Origin of the sequence: Streptomyces xanthophaeus, assembly GCF_000725805.1 — a bacterium.
Classification (GTDB): domain Bacteria; phylum Actinomycetota; class Actinomycetes; order Streptomycetales; family Streptomycetaceae; genus Streptomyces; species Streptomyces xanthophaeus.
Window position 1 is genome coordinate 16,340 of the sequence record NZ_JOFT01000035.1, and the last position, 14,466, is coordinate 30,805.

Sequence of the window (14,466 nt, forward strand, 5' to 3'; positions counted from 1 at the left end):
ACACGCATGGGGACAGCCTCGGACCACGTCAGCCGCTGCAGACGACCTCAGATCACCTCAGGTCACCTCAGACGCCCTCGGACGCCCTCGGACGCCCTCAGATGACGATGTTCACCAGCTTCGGCGCGCGCACGATCACCTTGCGGATCTCCGCACCGCCCAGCGCCGCGACCACGCCCGGGTCGGTGACGGCCAGCTGCTCCAGGTCGGCCTCGGAGATCGCCGGCGACACCTCCAGGCGCGCCTTGACCTTGCCCTTGACCTGGACCACGCAGGTCACGGTCTCGTCCACGACGTACGCCGGGTCCGCGACCGGGAAGTCCTGGTGGACCACGGACTCGCTGTGGCCCAGGCGGTGCCACAGCTCCTCCGCGATGTGCGGGGCCAGCGGGGCGACCAGCAGCACCAGCCGCTCGGCGACCGAGCGCTCCAGCGGGCGGCCCGCCTTCGTCAGGGCGTTGTTCAGCTCGGTGATCTTCGCGATGGCGGTGTTGAAACGCAGCCCCGCCATGTCCGCGCCGGCCCCGTCGATCGCCTTGTGCAGGGCGCGCAGGGTGTCCTCGGCGGGCTCGGCGTCGACGACCGTGACCGCGCCCGTCTCCTCGTCCACGACGTTGCGCCACAGTCGCTGCAGCAGCCGGTACTGGCCGACGACGGCGCGGGTGTCCCACGGACGCGAGACGTCCAGCGGGCCCATCGCCATCTCGTACAGGCGCAGGGTGTCCGCGCCGTACTCCTCGCAGATCTCGTCCGGCGTGACGGCGTTCTTCAGGGACTTGCCCATCTTGCCGTGCTCGCGCTTGACCGGCTCGCCCTGGTGGAAGTACCCGCCGTCGCGCTCCTCGACCTCGGCCGCCGGGACGTACACACCGCGCGCGTCGGTGTAGGCGTACGCCTGGATCATGCCCTGGTTGAACAGCTTGTGGAACGGCTCGGCGGAGGAGACGTGGCCCAGGTCGAACAGCACCTTGGACCAGAAACGGGCGTACAGCAGGTGCAGCACCGCGTGCTCGGCGCCGCCGACGTACAGGTCGACGCCGCCGTGCGGCGCGCCCTCGCGCGGGCCCATCCAGTACTGCTCGACGGCCGGGTCGACCAGCGCCTCGGAGTTGTGCGGGTCCAGGTAGCGCAGCTCGTACCAGCAGGATCCGGCCCAGTTGGGCATGGTGTTGGTCTCGCGGCGGTAGCGCTTGACGCCGTCGCCCAGGTCCAGCTCGACGTTGACCCAGTCCTCGTTGCGCGACAGCGGGGTCTCGGGCTTCGACGTGGCGTCGTCCGGCTCGAAGGTGCGCGGGGAGTAGTCCTCGACCTCCGGCAGCTCCAGCGGCAGCATCGACTCGGGCAGCGGGTGCGCGACGCCGTCCTCGCCGTAGACGATCGGGAAGGGCTCGCCCCAGTAGCGCTGGCGGCTGAACAGCCAGTCGCGCAGGCGGAAGTTGACGGTGCCCTCGCCGATGCCGCGGCCGGCCAGCCACTCGGTGATGGCGGCCTTGGCCTCGACGACGCCCAGCCCGTCCAGCGAGATGCCCTCGCCGGAGGAGTTCACCAGCTCCGCGTCGTACGAGACGAACGCGTCGGCCCACTCGGCGGTGTCGGTGCCGCGTCCGTCGGTCGGGCGGACCACGCAGCGGATCGGCAGCTCGAAGGCGCGCGCGAACTCGAAGTCACGGCTGTCGTGCGCGGGCACGGCCATGATCGCGCCGGTGCCGTAGCCCATCAGCACGTAGTCGGCGATGAAGACGGGGACCTGCTCGCCGCTGACCGGGTTGGTCGCGTACGCGCCGGTGAAGACGCCGGTCTTGTCCTTGGCCTCGGCCTGCCGCTCGACGTCCGACTTCGATGCGGCCTGCTTGCGGTACGCGTCGACAGCCTCGGCCGGGGTGGCGTAGCCGCCCGTCCACACCGTGTGCGTGCCCTCGGGCCACTCGGCGGGAACCACGGAGGCGACCAGTTCGTGCTCGGGCGCCAGGACCATGTAGGTGGCGCCGAACAGGGTGTCGGGGCGGGTGGTGAAGACGGTGATGGCACCGGCGTCGCCGACGGAGAAGTCGACGCGCGCGCCCTCGCTGCGGCCGATCCAGTTCCGCTGCTGCAGCTTGATGGCCTCGGGCCAGTCCAGCGCGTCCAGGTCGTCCAGCAGCCGGTCGGCGTACGCGGTGATCCGCATGTTCCACTGGCTCAGCTTGGACTTGAAGACCGGGAAGTTGCCGCGCTCGGAGCGGCCGTCCGCGGTGACCTCCTCGTTGGCCAGTACGGTGCCCAGCCCGGGGCACCAGTTCACGGGCGCGTCGGAGGCGTAGGCCAGCCGGAAGCCGTTCAGCACGTCGGCCCGCTCGCCCGCGGTCAGCTCGCCCCAGGTGCGGCCGCCGGGGACCTCACGGGAGCCGTCCTCGAAGGCGGCGACCAGTTCGGCGATCGGCCGGGCGCGGCCGGCCTCGGAGTCGTACCAGGAGTTGTAGATCTGCAGGAAGATCCACTGCGTCCACTTGTAGTACTCGGGGTCGATCGTCGCGAACGACCGGCGCTTGTCGTGGCCCAGGCCCAGGCGGCGCAGCTGGACCTTCATGTTCTCGATGTTGGCCTCGGTCGACACGCGCGGGTGCGTGCCGGTCTGCACGGCGTACTGCTCGGCCGGCAGGCCGAAGGCGTCGAAGCCCAGGGTGTGCAGGACGTTGTGACCGGTCATCCGCTGGTGGCGGGCGAACACGTCGGTGGCGATGTACCCGAGCGGGTGGCCGACGTGCAGACCCGCACCCGAGGGGTACGGGAACATGTCCATGATGAACTTCTTGGGCCGTGCGACGACCGCCGGGTCGCCGGCCAGGTCACCGGTCGGGTTCGGGGCCTCGTAGGTCCCCTGCGCGTCCCATACGTCCTGCCAGCGAGCCTCGATGTCGGCGGCCATGGCAGCCGTGTAACGGTGCGCCTCGGCCGCCTCGGGGGCCGGGGTGTTCGTCTCGCTCATGATTTCTGAAGCTCCATCGATCGTCTCTGCCGTCTCTGCCTGCCCAAACGAAAAAACCCCTCGCACAGGAGGGGACGCCGCGCCGATGCCGACCTCTGGAGGGTCGGCGCTGATCAGCGCGGCTCGGTAAGCAGAAGGCGTACGGCACGCATGGCGTCAGGGTACCGCAGCGGCCCCTACGGGCGCTCGGGCGTTCCGAACGGTGGGCACGACGAGAAGCGGGCCACCCGATCCGGGTGGCCCGCTTCTTGACTGTGGAGCTAAGGAGAATTGAACTCCTGACCTCCTGCATGCCATGCAGGCGCTCTACCAACTGAGCTATAGCCCCTTGCCTTGCCTGCCGCTTCGGTTCCCCTTGGCGACGTCCCAAACATTACACGGTCATGGCCCTGGTCCAAAAATCGGTTTCCGTCGTCCCCGAGCCATGTCCGTTTTGGGTAATCTCGTCACGCTCTCGCGAACTGGTAGAACCGCTTGAGCGTGCAGTGCTCGTCGAGCAGCCGGCCGTAGATCGGCTCCCCCTCCAGCTCGCGGTACGTCTCGATCGGGTCGCCCTTTATGATCAGCGCCCGCGCGCATTCCTCGCACCAGTACTGGTATTCGGGGTTGACCGGGTCCATGTCCCGCACGATCGGCGTGCCGTTGTTGCACCAGTCGCACCGCCGCCGGTGTGCACCCATCCGTCAGCGACTCCCTCCCGCGTCGGGCCGTCGACTCCCCCTCCGGCGGTCCGATTCTGCCACGCCGGTGCGCGCTCGGTCAGCAAGCGAGCAAAGGGTACAAAAACAAGGATCCCGCCCCCTGTTGGGGACGGGATCCTGATTGTGGAGCTAAGGAGAATTGAACTCCTGACCTCCTGCATGCCATGCAGGCGCTCTACCAACTGAGCTATAGCCCCGCTCTCCGCTGCGCTCCCCCCGTTTCCGGTGTTCTGCGCTGCGAACAAGAAGAACTCTAGCCTGTGACCAGCCGGAAAGTGAAATCCGGGTGGCAGCCCCGGCGGACGGCAGCCAAGGAGCTGCTCAGTCGTCGTCGCCGAGCACCGGTTCCGGCAGCGTGCCGGCGTTGTGCTCCATCAGACGCCAGCCGCGCGCGCCCTCACCGAGGACGGACCAGCAGCAGTTGGAGAGCCCGCCAAGGCCCTCCCAGTAGTACGCGTCCAGGCCCAGCAGGCGGCCGATGGTCGTACGGATGGTGCCGCCGTGGCTGACCACGACGAGGGTGCCCCCCGCCGGCAGCCGCTCGGCGTGCGACAGCACCACCGGCGCCGCCCGGTCGGCGACCTCGGTCTCCAGTTCACCGCCACCGCGGCGGACCGGTTCGCCGCGCTTCCACGCCCCGTACTGCTCGCCGTACTTCGCGAGGATCTCGTCGTGCGTCAGGCCCTGCCACTCACCGGCGTACGTCTCGCGCAGCGCCTCGTCGTGCTCCACGGGCAGGCCCGTCACGGCGGCCAGCTCGGCGGCCGTGTCGGCGGCCCGCCGAAGGTCGGACGCCACGATCGCATCCGGCTTCAGCGAGGCGAGCAGCCGCGCGGCGCGGCGCGCCTGCGCCACACCCGCCTCGGTCAGCTCGATGTCCGTGGAGCCCTGGAAACGGCGCTCCAGGTTCCATGCGGTCTGGCCGTGCCGCCAGAGGACGATCTTCCTGGGGGTCTTGCCCGTGTCGGTCGCGCTCAGAACAGATCACCGTCCAGGTCTTCGTCGCCCGCCGCCTCGCGCAGCTTGGCGTGCTCCTCGGCCTTGCCGATGGTGAGCTTGGCGTCCTCGGGCAGCTCGATCTCGGGGCAGTCCTTCCACAGGCGCTCCAGCGCGTAGAAGACGCGCTCCTCGCTGTGCTGGACGTGGACGACGATGTCGACGTAGTCGAGCAGGATCCAGCGGGCGTCGCGGTCGCCCTCGCGGCGCACCGGCTTGGCGCCGAGCTTCTTGAGGAGCTGCTCCTCGATCTCGTCCACGATCGACTTGACCTGGCGGTCGTTGGGCGCCGAGGCGAGCAGGAAGGCGTCGGTGATCGACAGCACGTCGCTGACGTCGTACGCGATGATGTCGTGCGCGAGCCGGTCGGCCGCGGCCTGGGCGGCGGCGGTGATGAGCTCGATGGAGCGGTCCGTGGCGGTCACTGGCCATGCTTTCGGGTTGGCGGGCAGATCCTTACAAGGGTCTCATGTACCGCCGACACCGCCCGCGCGGAACGATCCGCGCGGGCGAAACCGCATGTCAGGGCCCCGACGGGCCGGTCAGGACCGGTTCAGGGCCGGTTCAGGACCGGTTTCAGGAGGCCTTGTAGTCCTTGCCCAGGACCACCACGACGTCCGCGTTCACCGCGTTCTCCGCCTTCTTCACGGCCGTCTCCGCCAGCCCCAGGGTCTTGGCGACCTCGATCGCCCGGTCCCGCTGCGCGTCGTCCTGGTACGTGATCTGCGACGTGGCCGCCGTCTTGTCGGCCTTGCCCCCGTCCACGAAGGTGTAGCCGCCGTTCAGCAGCGCGGCCTTCGCAGCGACCTGCGTCTTCTCGTCGCCGGTGGCGTCCTTGAGGCCGACCCGCGGCGCGGCGCCGGGCTGGGCCGTCTGGGCGGAGCCGCCGAGGACCTCCTTGACGACCGTCTTGTTGGCCTCGTCGGTGAGGGTGCCGTCCTGCTTCACCCCGAGGACGTCCGTCCGGTAGGCGCCGACCTTGGCGTGCGCGCCGAGCCGGGAGAGGAGCGCGCCGAGCGTCTTCGCGTCCAGGGCCGGGTCGAGGATCTGGCCCATGCTCTCGACGGTCGTCGTCGCCGACTGCGCGTCACCGGGGACCTTGCGCAGCACGGCGTACAGCACCCGGCCCATCCGCTCCAGCTGCTTGGCCTCCGCTTCGCCCTGGCCGCGGTGGGTGGCGTACGCGACGGCCATGGAGCCGCTGAGGCTCTGCTTCTGGCCCTGGGCCACGGCCGGGGTCTTGGCCGCGTCGTCGGCCGGGACGGCGGTGTCGGTGTCGACCTCGATGCCGCCGACCAGCTCGACCAGGTTCTCCAGGAAGGGCGTGTCCAGCCGCCAGGTGCCGCCGAGACGGGTGCCGAGCACCGAGTCGAGGGACTCGCGCACGCCCAGGCCGCCGTCCTCGACCGCCTTGCCGAGCCCGGCGGTCGTGCCGTCCTGCTGGGGCACGCTCAGCGTGTTCGGCACCAGGACGGTGGCGCCCTGCTTGGCGGTGACGTTGTCGACGAGCAGGGCGGTGGAGGTGCCGCCCTTCTTGGTGTTGTGCAGGTGCACGACGATCATGTCGCGCTTCTGCGCCCCGGCCGCGTCGGCCGCGGCCGGATTCTTCCGGCCCGGGCCCTCCAGGAACGGCAGCTTGCCCGCGTACCAGAGGTAGCCGAGGCCGCCGACGACGAACACGGCGAGGAGCACGATCAGCGCCACCACGCGGTTGCGGCCGCGGCGGCGGGCCTCCTCGCGGCGTTCGGTGCGGCTCTCGGTGAACTTGAGCCAGTCGATGACGTCCTCGGACTCCTCGTCCGGCTGGTCGATGAAGGCGAACATCTCGGTGCGGTAGTCCCGGCCCGCCTCGGGCTCGGCCTCGGACGCCGATCCCGGCCCGGGTCCGGCGGCGGGCCGGCGCGGTTCGGGGACCTGCGGGGCCCGCTGCTGCTCGGGCTCCGGCGGGGCCGCGGGCGCGGCGGGGGGTGCCTGCGGCTCCGGGGCGTTCTGCTGCGGGATCCACTGCTGGGCCTGCTGCGTGCCGTAACCGTAGGACGGGGCGGCCGCCGCGGGGTCGGCGTACTGCTGCTGCCCGTACTCCTGGGCGGCGGGCTGCTGCGGGTAGTACGGCTGCTGCTGCGGCTGCTGGCCGTAGGCCTGCTGGTAGCCGTAGTCGTAGCCGTACTGCTGCTCGTAGGAGGCCCCGGGCTGCTGCTCGTACTGCTGCTGGGCGGGCGGGGCGGGCTGCGCGGGCACCTGGCCGTACAACGGCCGCCCGTACGCGTCGTAGCCGATGAGCTGCTGCTCCTGTGAGGCGTACGGGTCGTACGGGTCGTACGGCTCCTGCCGGTCGTTCACCGCGGGCCCCTCTCTCGTCGAAGCTCAGGCGCCCCGGTACAGCTCACGCTTGTCGATGTAGCGCACCACGCCGTCCGGCACGAGGTACCAGACAGGATCCCCCTTGCCGACCCGTGCACGGCAGTCCGTGGACGAAATCGCCAGCGCGGGCACCTCGACCAGCGAGACGCCGCCCTCGGGCAGTCCGTCGTCGGTGAGCACGTGGCCCGGCCGGGTGACTCCGATGAAGTGGGCGAGCGCGAACAGTTCCTCGGCGTTGCGCCAGGTGAGGATCTGTGCGAGGGCGTCGGCACCGGTGATGAAGAACAGGTCGGCGTCTTCGTTCAGCGCGCTCAGGTCCCGCAGGGTGTCGATCGTGTACGTCGGGCCGCCGCGGTCGATGTCGATGCGGCTCACCGAGAACTGGGGGTTCGAGGCCGTGGCGATGACCGTCATCAGATAACGGTCCTCGGCCGGGGACACGGCGCGCTGCGACTTCTGCCACGGCTCGCCGGTCGGCACGAACACCACCTCGTCGAGGTGGAACAGGGCGGCCACCTCACTGGCGGCCACCAGGTGTCCGTGGTGGATCGGATCGAACGTCCCGCCCATCACTCCGAGCCGGCGCTTGACCGGGCCGGTAGGCACTTCCTGCTCTCCCATGAGCGCAGAGCCTACTGGCCCGGTGGAGCGGTCCGGCTCCGCACCCGGTGCGGGATCGACGGGGCCTAGCGGTCCCGGTTCATGCGCGTGGTCACCCAGAGCATGAGGAGGAGGATGAAGAGCGCAGCGCCGCCGGTCAGGTACGGGTTCAGGCTGTCGTGGTTGCCGCCGTGCTGCTCGGCCCCCTCCGAGGCGAGGACGACCAGGTTGTGGGCGGTGGTGGAGAGGCTCATCAGGCAGGTACCTATCGAGTCGGAGAGCGGGCGGAGACTTCGCTCACATCGTATGCGGGGGCCCGGGGCACGCTCACGCCGACTCAGGCGTTGGAGAGGATAGACGCATGGCCAGGCAGTTCATCGAGGGGGAGGGCGCTATGACGGAGACGGGATTCGAGAAGGCACCGGCGCGGGACCGCAGGAGGTTCCCCGGTATTTCCTCGCGGGCGTACGAGCATCCGGCGGACCGCTCGGCGCTGGTGGCGCTGCGCAAGCTGAGCGGCTTCGACACCGTGTTCAAGGCCCTGAGCGGGCTGCTTCCGGAGCGCAGCCTGCGGCTGCTGTTCCTGTCGGACTCGGTGCGCGTGGGCGAGACGCAGTTCCCCCACCTGTACGCGATGCTCCGCGACGCCTGTTACATCCTGGACCTGGAGAAGGTCCCGCAGATGTACGTGCAGCAGGACCCGCGGCCGAACGCGATGTGCATCGGGCTGGACGAGCCGATCATCGTGGTGACGACGAGCCTGGTCGAGCTCCTCGACGAGGAGGAGATGCGGGCTGTGGTGGGCCACGAGGTCGGCCACGCCCTGTCGGGGCACGCGGTGTACCGCACGATCCTGCTCTTCCTGACGAACCTGGCGCTGAAGGTGGCGTGGATCCCGCTGGGCAATGTGGCGATCATGGCGCTCGTCACGGCGCTGCGGGAGTGGTTCCGCAAGTCTGAGCTGTCCGCCGACCGGGCGGGGCTGCTGGTGGGGCAGGACCTCCAGGCCTCGATGCGGGGGCTGATGAAGCTCGCGGGCGGCAACCACATCCACGAGATGAACGTGGACGCCTTCCTGGCCCAGGCCGAGGAGTACGAGGCGGGCGGCGATCTGCGCGATTCCGTCCTGAAGATCATGAACATGCTGCCGCGGACGCACCCCTTCACCACGGTGCGGGCGGCCGAGCTGAAGAAGTGGTCGGAGAACCGCGACTACCAGCGGATCATGGACGGCCACTACCCGCGGCGGGACGAGGACAAGGACACCTCGGTGTCCGACTCCTTCCGTCAGTCGGCGGCGCACTACGCCGACTCGGTGCGCACCAGCAAGGACCCGCTGATGAAGCTGGTGGGCGACATCGCGGGCGGCGCCGGGGACCTGGGCGGCAAGCTCCGCGACAAGTTCACCGGTGCCGCTTCCGGTACGGGTACGGGCTCCGGTCCGGCCGCCGAGGGCAAGGGCGGGGCTACGGAACAGGCGTGACCACCGGGGCCTCCTGCCCGGGGTCCGGGGCGGGCGGCGGGGTGCCCGGCTGCGCCATGACCCCGCACAGCCCCGCCGTGCGCCGGGAGTCGCCTCCGGCGTACGGGTCGCCGGGGGCCGGGCCCACCGTGGTGGGCGCGGCCCCCGCCAGGAGCGGGCGGAAGCCCCCGGCCGGGTCGGCGGAGCAGTCCTGCGGCCCGGCCATCACGTAGGCCGAGGCCAGTTCGGCGCGCCGGACGCCGAGGTCCTCGCGGTCGAAGCGCAGCCGCAGCTCGCGCCGGACGGTGAACAGCGAGGCCCCGTCGGCCGCCACCGGGGCTCCGGTGGCCGGGCGTACGGCGTACACGAAGGTGTGATCGGTGACCACCTCCAGGACATCCGGGGTCACCTCCTCGTAGGCGAGGGTCCCGTTCACCCGCACCCCGGCGTCGGAGACGACGGCGGTGCGCGGGTCGAAGCGGACCAGCCAGCCCGTGGCGGCGTGCCTGCCGTCACCGGAGGGCGTGGCGATGCTGCGGTCGAACTGCGTCAGCTGGTCGGGGTCGAGCATGACGCGCACCGGCCGGGAGGCGGTGCCGGCCAGGACCTCGGGGTCCAGCGAGGACTGCACGAGGTAGTCCTTGGCGATGGACAGCGCGGTGACGACCTGACCTTCGGTGAAGTGCTGGGTGCGGCGTACCGCGGGCAGGTTGATCCCGGCCGCCCCGACGCGGTACTCGGCGGCGGGGCTGTCCGCGTACAGCTCGGCCGGACGGCCGCCGGGGACGGTGGTGGTGGGCGCGAGCGGGACGACGGTGCTGACGAGCGGTTCGGCGTGGCCGTCGGCCTTGGGGACGTAGGGGTTGCGCAGGCCCATGTAGACGGCCGCGGCGAAGGCCGTGGCGATGAGCAGCACGAGGAGCATGCCCTGGCGGGCGCCGCGGCCGGGGGTCCCGGTGCGGTGGCCCGGGCTGCCGCTCGACCAGATGGAGCGGCTGCGTACGGCCGGGGCGTGTTCGCCGAGGCGTTCTTCGGCGGAGAACTCCTGGAGCCGGGCAGCCCGGACGAAGTCCTCGTCGAACACGACCGACCGGTACTCGTCGGCACGGAACTCGTCGTCGCCCCCGCCGAGGTCCTCGGGGGTGCCGTTGGGCGGATCTCCTGGAACGGCCATCGCTTCTCCCCGCTGTCCCCGCTTCAGAGAAGCCCCCAGCTCCGGCGTAAGCGAGTGGGGTCGTACCTTCAGGGTTGGCGGCCGACGGGGTACGTAAACGCTCCGACCCCGGTCACTTCCCCCAATGGGGTACTGGCGGGGGCCGGCGCGGGGTCCGCTTCGCTGGAGGCGCTGCGGTAGACGGCGCTGAAGGCGAGGGCGACCATGCCGAGGCCCATCACGAAGGCGAGCACCCAGGCGACGGGGCGCAGCCAGGGCGAGCGGCCGCGGTAGGGGCGCAGGCGGCCTCCGTAGGCCCCGTACGGGCCGTCGGGGTAGCCCTGGCCGTAGCCGCGCTCGTACTCCCAGCCGTGGCCGTCGGGGCCGTACCCGTCGGTGTGGCCGTAACCGTGGCCCTCGTGGTCCTCGTCGCCCGGCCAGCCGCCGGCGAAGGCGGCACGGGCGGCCTCGGCCTCGGCGTGCGCGCGGTCCGCGGCACGCTGGCGCTCGGCGGCGCTCAGTTCATGGATCTGGGCGTTCCGGACGAAGGCCTCGTCGAACACCACGGAGGCGAAGTCGTGATCCGCGCCTCCGCGGTCGTCGCGATCGTTCTCGGGGTCCCCGTCGTCCGGGAACGGCTTGCCCCCCACGTCGTCCGGCACAGGACCAGCGTAGACCCGGGGGGCGCCTTTGGGCAGGGTGTACGCCGGATTCCGGCCACACGGTGTGCGGGCGGCGGTTACCGGATGTGACCGTCGCCGGTGACGATGTACTTGGTGGAGGTGAGCTCGGGAAGGCCCATGGGGCCCCGGGCGTGCAGCTTCTGGGTGGAGATGCCGATCTCGGCGCCGAAGCCGAACTGGCCACCGTCCGTGAACCGGGTGGACGCATTGACGGCGACGGTGGTCGAGTCGACCAGCTGGGTGAAGCGGCGCGCGGCGGCCTGCGAGGTGGTGACGATCGCCTCGGTGTGGCCGGAGGTCCAGCGGCGGATGTGGCTGACGGCGTCCTCCAGGGAGTCCACGACTCCCGCGGCGATGTCGTACGAGAGGTACTCGGCGGCCCAGTCCTCGTCGGTGGCGGGCAGCGCGGTGACCTTGGAGCCCTCGGCCGCGGAGAGGACGGCGGCGTCGCCGTGGACGGTGACCCCGGCGTCGGCGAGGGCGTCGAGGGCGCGGGGCAGGAAGGCGGCGGCGATGTCGCGGTGGACGAGGAGGGTCTCGGCGGCGTTGCAGACGGAGGGCCGCTGGGCCTTGGAGTTGATGAGGATGTCCACGGCCATGTCCAGGTCGGCCTGGGCGTCGACGTAGACGTGGCAGTTGCCGGTGCCCGTCTCGATGACCGGGACGGTGGACTCCTCGACCACGGTCCTGATGAGCGAGGCCCCGCCGCGCGGGATGAGCACGTCGACGAGGCCGCGGGCGCGCATCAGCTCGCGGACGGAGTCGCGGGACTCGCCGGGGACGAGCTGGATCGCGTCGGCGGGCAGGCCGGTGCTCTCGACGGCGTCGCGCAGGATGGCGACGAGGGCGGTGTTGGAGGCGTAGGCGGAGGAGCTGCCGCGCAGGAGGACGGCGTTGCCGGACTTCAGGCAGAGGGCGGCGGCGTCGACGGTGACGTTGGGCCGGGCCTCGTAGATGATGCCGACGACGCCGAGCGGGACGCGGACCTGCCGGAGGTCGATGCCGTTGGGGAGGGTGCTGCCGCGGACGACCTCGCCGACGGGGTCGGGGAGGGCGGCGACGTCGCGCACGTCGGAGGCGATGGCCGCGATCCGCTCGGGGGTGAGGGTGAGGCGGTCGATGACCGTCTCGCTGGTGCCGGCGGCGCGGGCCTTGTCGGTGTCGACGGCGTTGGCCGCGATGATCTCGGCCGTACGGGCCTCCAGCGCGTCGGCGATCGCCAGCAGGGCCGCGTCCTTGGCGGACCGCGGGAGCGGGGCGATGTCCGCGGCGGCGGTACGGGCGGCTCGCGCGGTGGCGAGGACGGGCGAGGCGGCGGTGGCGTCGGCGAGCGAGGTCATGCGGCCAGGGTAGTCCCCGGCCCGGCCGTGCCCGTGGGCGGTTTCACCCCGCGAGACGCCCCCGCCGGGGCGACTCAGCGGCCGCGCGCCCCCGAAGTGACGGACACGGCGGCCCGGCCGGGGCCGGACGGCAGCAGACGCGGCGATGCTCCGCCAGGGGCGGCACCGGCCGGGCCGACCCCAACGGGGACGGACGCCCGGTATCCGGCTGCTGAGGTCGGCTGGCCGTGGACGCGGCGGCCCGGCCGGGGCAGGAACACCGGCCGCCAGGGCCGGGCGGCGCCAGGCGCGGCGGCTCCCCGCCCGAGAGGCGGCACCGGCCCTGCCGAGCCAACGGGGCCGGACGCCGGCAGGAGACGCGGCGGCTCCGCGGGCAGGATTCCCGTCCCGCGCCCCGGCCCGCGGGGCCACGGGCCGCAGCCTCAGGCCCGGAAGGCCCGGGCCGCGGCTAGTACGGGTGTACGCCCACCGGGTGGGCCGGGGGTGGGCCGTAGCCCTCGGCCACGCGCTGGTGGTAGGTGGCGCGGTCGATGACCTCCAGGCCGACGATCTCCCACGGCGGGAGCTGCGCCGAGGAGCGGTGCTCGCCCCACAGGCGCAGGGCGACGGCCGCCGCGTCGTGGAGGTCGCGGGCCTCTTCCCAGTACCGGATCTCCGCGTGGTCGTCGGCGTACCGGCTGGTCAGCAGGAAGGGGTGGTCGTGGGCCAGTTGTTCGAGTCCGCGCCGGACCTCGGACAGCGGCGCCGGTTTGCCCGACACGCTCAGGGTGACGTGCCACAGGCGGGCGGCCTCCTGGCCGCCGCCGTCCCCGGGGCCGTGCCCGTTCTGCCGGCCGTTGCCGTTGCCGCCGTTGCCGTGCCCGTGTCCGTGGCCGTTCCCGCTGCCGTCCCCCGGACCGACACTGGTCAGCGCTCGTCTCACCAGCCGCCTCCTGTCTCCGACACGCGTGTCCGCCCCTCACAGTTGACCAGTCCCCGGCCGACCGCGCGGCGGTTTTGCCGAACCTCAGCCCTGCAGCAGGACCAGATCGTCACGGTGGACGACCTCCCGCTCGTACGCGGGTCCGAGTTCCCGCGCGAGCTCGCGAGTGGACCGGCCGAGGAGCTGCGGGAGCTCCTTGGCGTCGAAGTTGACCAGCCCCCGGGCGACCGCCCGGCCGGAGGTGTCGCGCAGCTCCACCGGGTCCCCCGCGGTGAACTCCCCGCCGACCGCGGCGATGCCCGCCGGGAGCAGTGAGCTGCCCCGCTCGGTGACCGCGCGCACGGCGCCGTCGTCCAGGACGAGGTGGCCCTGCGGGGTGGAGGCGTGCTGGAGCCAGAGCAGCCGGTCGGCGGAGCGGCGGCCCGTGGAGTGGAAGTGGGTGCCGGTGGCCCGCCCGGCGAGGGCGTCCGCGGCCTGGCTCGCCGAGGTGAGGACCACGGGGATGCCGGCCGCCGCCGCGATCCGCGCCGCCTCGACCTTGGTGACCATGCCGCCGGTGCCCACGCCCGCCTTGCCCGCGCTGCCGATGGAGACGTGGTCGATGTCCTCGGGGCCGCGGACCTCGTCGATGCGGGTGGTGCCGGGCTGCGCGGGGTCCCCGTCGTAGAGGCCGTCGACGTCCGAGAGGAGTACGAGCAGGTCCGCGCGGACGAGGTGGGCGACCAGGGCTGCGAGCCGGTCGTTGTCGCCGAAGCGGATCTCGTCGGTGGCGACCGTGTCGTTCTCGTTGACGACGGGCAGGGCGCCCATGGCCAGCAGCTGGTCCAGGGTCCGGTAGGCGTTGCGGTAGTGGGCGCGCCGGCTGGTGTCGTCGGTGGTGAGCAGGACCTGGCCGACGCGGACGCCGTAGCGGGCGAAGGAGGCCGTGTAGCGGGCGACGAGCAGTCCCTGGCCGACGCTGGCGGCCGCCTGCTGGCGGGCCAGGTCCTTGGGGCGGCGGCGCAGGCCGAGCGGGGAGAGTCCGGCGGCGATGGCTCCGCTGGAGACGAGGACGATCTCCTTCTCCCCGCCGCTGCGGGCCTTGGCGAGGACGTCGACCAGCGCGTCCACCCGGTCGGCGTCGAGCCCGCCGGCCGCTGTGGTCAGGGAGGAGGAGCCGACCTTGACCACGATCCTGCGGGCGTTCACGACACCTTGCCTAGCCGCTGACACGTCTGTCCCCTTGCCCCTTGCCGAAATGCCTGCCGTCTCAATCTACGGGGTGGGCGCGAGGGGCTGCTCGG

Annotated in this window: 13 protein-coding genes and 2 tRNA genes; 1 reads left to right on the forward strand and 14 read right to left on the reverse strand. The window is 71.9% G+C overall.

Translation table 11 applies throughout. The features are described 5' to 3' along the window. Positions 1 to 97: 97 nt before the first annotated feature. The 9 genes from leuS to IO30_RS46060 all read right to left on the reverse strand — a co-directional run bounded on the left by leuS (position 98) and on the right by IO30_RS46060 (position 7,877). Positions 98 to 2,965, reverse strand: coding sequence for a leucine--tRNA ligase (gene leuS / locus IO30_RS0122280; protein WP_031145412.1), 2,868 nt, complete (start codon positions 2,963 to 2,965; stop codon positions 98 to 100). Between the two features lie 255 nt (positions 2,966 to 3,220). After that, positions 3,221 to 3,293, reverse strand: a tRNA-Ala gene (locus IO30_RS0122285). 118 nt (positions 3,294 to 3,411) lie between these two features. Beyond that, positions 3,412 to 3,645 (reverse strand): hypothetical protein, encoded by a 234-nt coding sequence (locus IO30_RS0122290; protein ID WP_031145414.1) that lies wholly within the window; start codon positions 3,643 to 3,645, stop codon positions 3,412 to 3,414. A gap of 145 nt (positions 3,646 to 3,790) precedes the next feature. Next, positions 3,791 to 3,863 (reverse strand) — tRNA-Ala (locus tag IO30_RS0122295). Positions 3,864 to 3,987: 124 nt separating this feature from the next. Next, positions 3,988 to 4,644 (reverse strand): histidine phosphatase family protein, encoded by a 657-nt coding sequence (locus IO30_RS0122300; protein ID WP_031145416.1) that lies wholly within the window; start codon positions 4,642 to 4,644, stop codon positions 3,988 to 3,990. Further along, a complete protein-coding gene (gene rsfS / locus IO30_RS0122305) occupies positions 4,641 to 5,087 on the reverse strand; it encodes a ribosome silencing factor (RefSeq protein ID WP_031145418.1) in 447 nt (148 codons plus the stop codon). The genes IO30_RS0122300 and rsfS overlap by 4 nt, the downstream gene beginning before the upstream one ends. 151 nt (positions 5,088 to 5,238) lie before the next feature. After that, the gene (locus IO30_RS0122310; protein WP_031145420.1) at positions 5,239 to 7,002 is read right to left on the reverse strand and encodes an LCP family protein; all 1,764 of its coding nucleotides are present in this window, start codon (positions 7,000 to 7,002) and stop codon (positions 5,239 to 5,241) included. A 24-nt stretch (positions 7,003 to 7,026) separates the two neighbouring features. Continuing rightward, on the reverse strand, positions 7,027 to 7,644 hold the full coding sequence (gene nadD, locus IO30_RS0122315) for a nicotinate-nucleotide adenylyltransferase (protein WP_031145422.1): 618 nt from the start codon (positions 7,642 to 7,644) through the stop codon (positions 7,027 to 7,029). A gap of 65 nt (positions 7,645 to 7,709) precedes the next feature. Next, entirely contained in the window at positions 7,710 to 7,877 is a 168-nt protein-coding gene (locus tag IO30_RS46060; RefSeq protein WP_037894851.1) for a hypothetical protein, read from the reverse strand. A 140-nt stretch (positions 7,878 to 8,017) separates the two neighbouring features. Here IO30_RS46060 and IO30_RS0122325 point away from each other — a divergent pair, with 140 nt between their 5' ends. Then, positions 8,018 to 9,106 carry a M48 family metallopeptidase gene (locus IO30_RS0122325; protein ID WP_031145424.1) on the forward strand — a complete coding sequence of 363 codons (1,089 nt, stop codon included), beginning with the start codon at positions 8,018 to 8,020 and terminating at the stop codon, positions 9,104 to 9,106. Here IO30_RS0122325 and IO30_RS0122330 read toward each other — a convergent pair. The 5 genes from IO30_RS0122330 to proB all read right to left on the reverse strand — a co-directional run bounded on the left by IO30_RS0122330 (position 9,090) and on the right by proB (position 14,395). Further along, positions 9,090 to 10,259, reverse strand: a complete 1,170-nt coding sequence (locus IO30_RS0122330) for an SCO2583 family membrane protein (RefSeq protein WP_031145426.1) — start codon at positions 10,257 to 10,259, stop codon at positions 9,090 to 9,092. The genes IO30_RS0122325 and IO30_RS0122330 overlap by 17 nt on opposite strands. A 68-nt stretch (positions 10,260 to 10,327) precedes the next feature. Further along, positions 10,328 to 10,900 carry an SCO2584 family spore wall biosynthesis protein gene (locus tag IO30_RS0122335; RefSeq protein WP_037894852.1) on the reverse strand — a complete coding sequence of 191 codons (573 nt, stop codon included), beginning with the start codon at positions 10,898 to 10,900 and terminating at the stop codon, positions 10,328 to 10,330. 77 nt (positions 10,901 to 10,977) lie between these two features. Beyond that, complete coding sequence (locus IO30_RS0122340; RefSeq protein ID WP_031145429.1) at positions 10,978 to 12,261, reverse strand: glutamate-5-semialdehyde dehydrogenase; 1,284 nt, start codon at positions 12,259 to 12,261, stop codon at positions 10,978 to 10,980. Positions 12,262 to 12,709: 448 nt separating this feature from the next. Next, positions 12,710 to 13,183 (reverse strand): hypothetical protein, encoded by a 474-nt coding sequence (locus IO30_RS0122345; protein WP_234321754.1) that lies wholly within the window; start codon positions 13,181 to 13,183, stop codon positions 12,710 to 12,712. A gap of 84 nt (positions 13,184 to 13,267) precedes the next feature. Continuing rightward, positions 13,268 to 14,395 carry a glutamate 5-kinase gene (proB, locus tag IO30_RS0122350; protein WP_031145434.1) on the reverse strand — a complete coding sequence of 376 codons (1,128 nt, stop codon included), beginning with the start codon at positions 14,393 to 14,395 and terminating at the stop codon, positions 13,268 to 13,270. Between the last annotated feature and the right edge of the window lie 71 nt (positions 14,396 to 14,466).

Bases quoted from the DNA above. Each gene is read 5' to 3' on its own strand.
- IO30_RS0122290 (WP_031145414.1), bottom strand. From the start codon at position 3,645: ATGGGTGCACACCGGCGGCGGTGCGACTGGTGCAACAACGGCACGCCG.
- IO30_RS46060 (WP_037894851.1), bottom strand. From the start codon at position 7,877: ATGAGCCTCTCCACCACCGCCCACAACCTGGTCGTCCTCGCCTCGGAG.
- IO30_RS0122340 (WP_031145429.1), bottom strand. From the start codon at position 12,261: ATGACCTCGCTCGCCGACGCCACCGCCGCCTCGCCCGTCCTCGCCACC.
- IO30_RS0122330 (WP_031145426.1), bottom strand. From the start codon at position 10,259: ATGGCCGTTCCAGGAGATCCGCCCAACGGCACCCCCGAGGACCTCGGC.
- nadD (WP_031145422.1), bottom strand. From the start codon at position 7,644: ATGGGAGAGCAGGAAGTGCCTACCGGCCCGGTCAAGCGCCGGCTCGGA.
- leuS (WP_031145412.1), bottom strand. From the start codon at position 2,965: ATGAGCGAGACGAACACCCCGGCCCCCGAGGCGGCCGAGGCGCACCGT.
- IO30_RS0122325 (WP_031145424.1), top strand. From the start codon at position 8,018: ATGACGGAGACGGGATTCGAGAAGGCACCGGCGCGGGACCGCAGGAGG.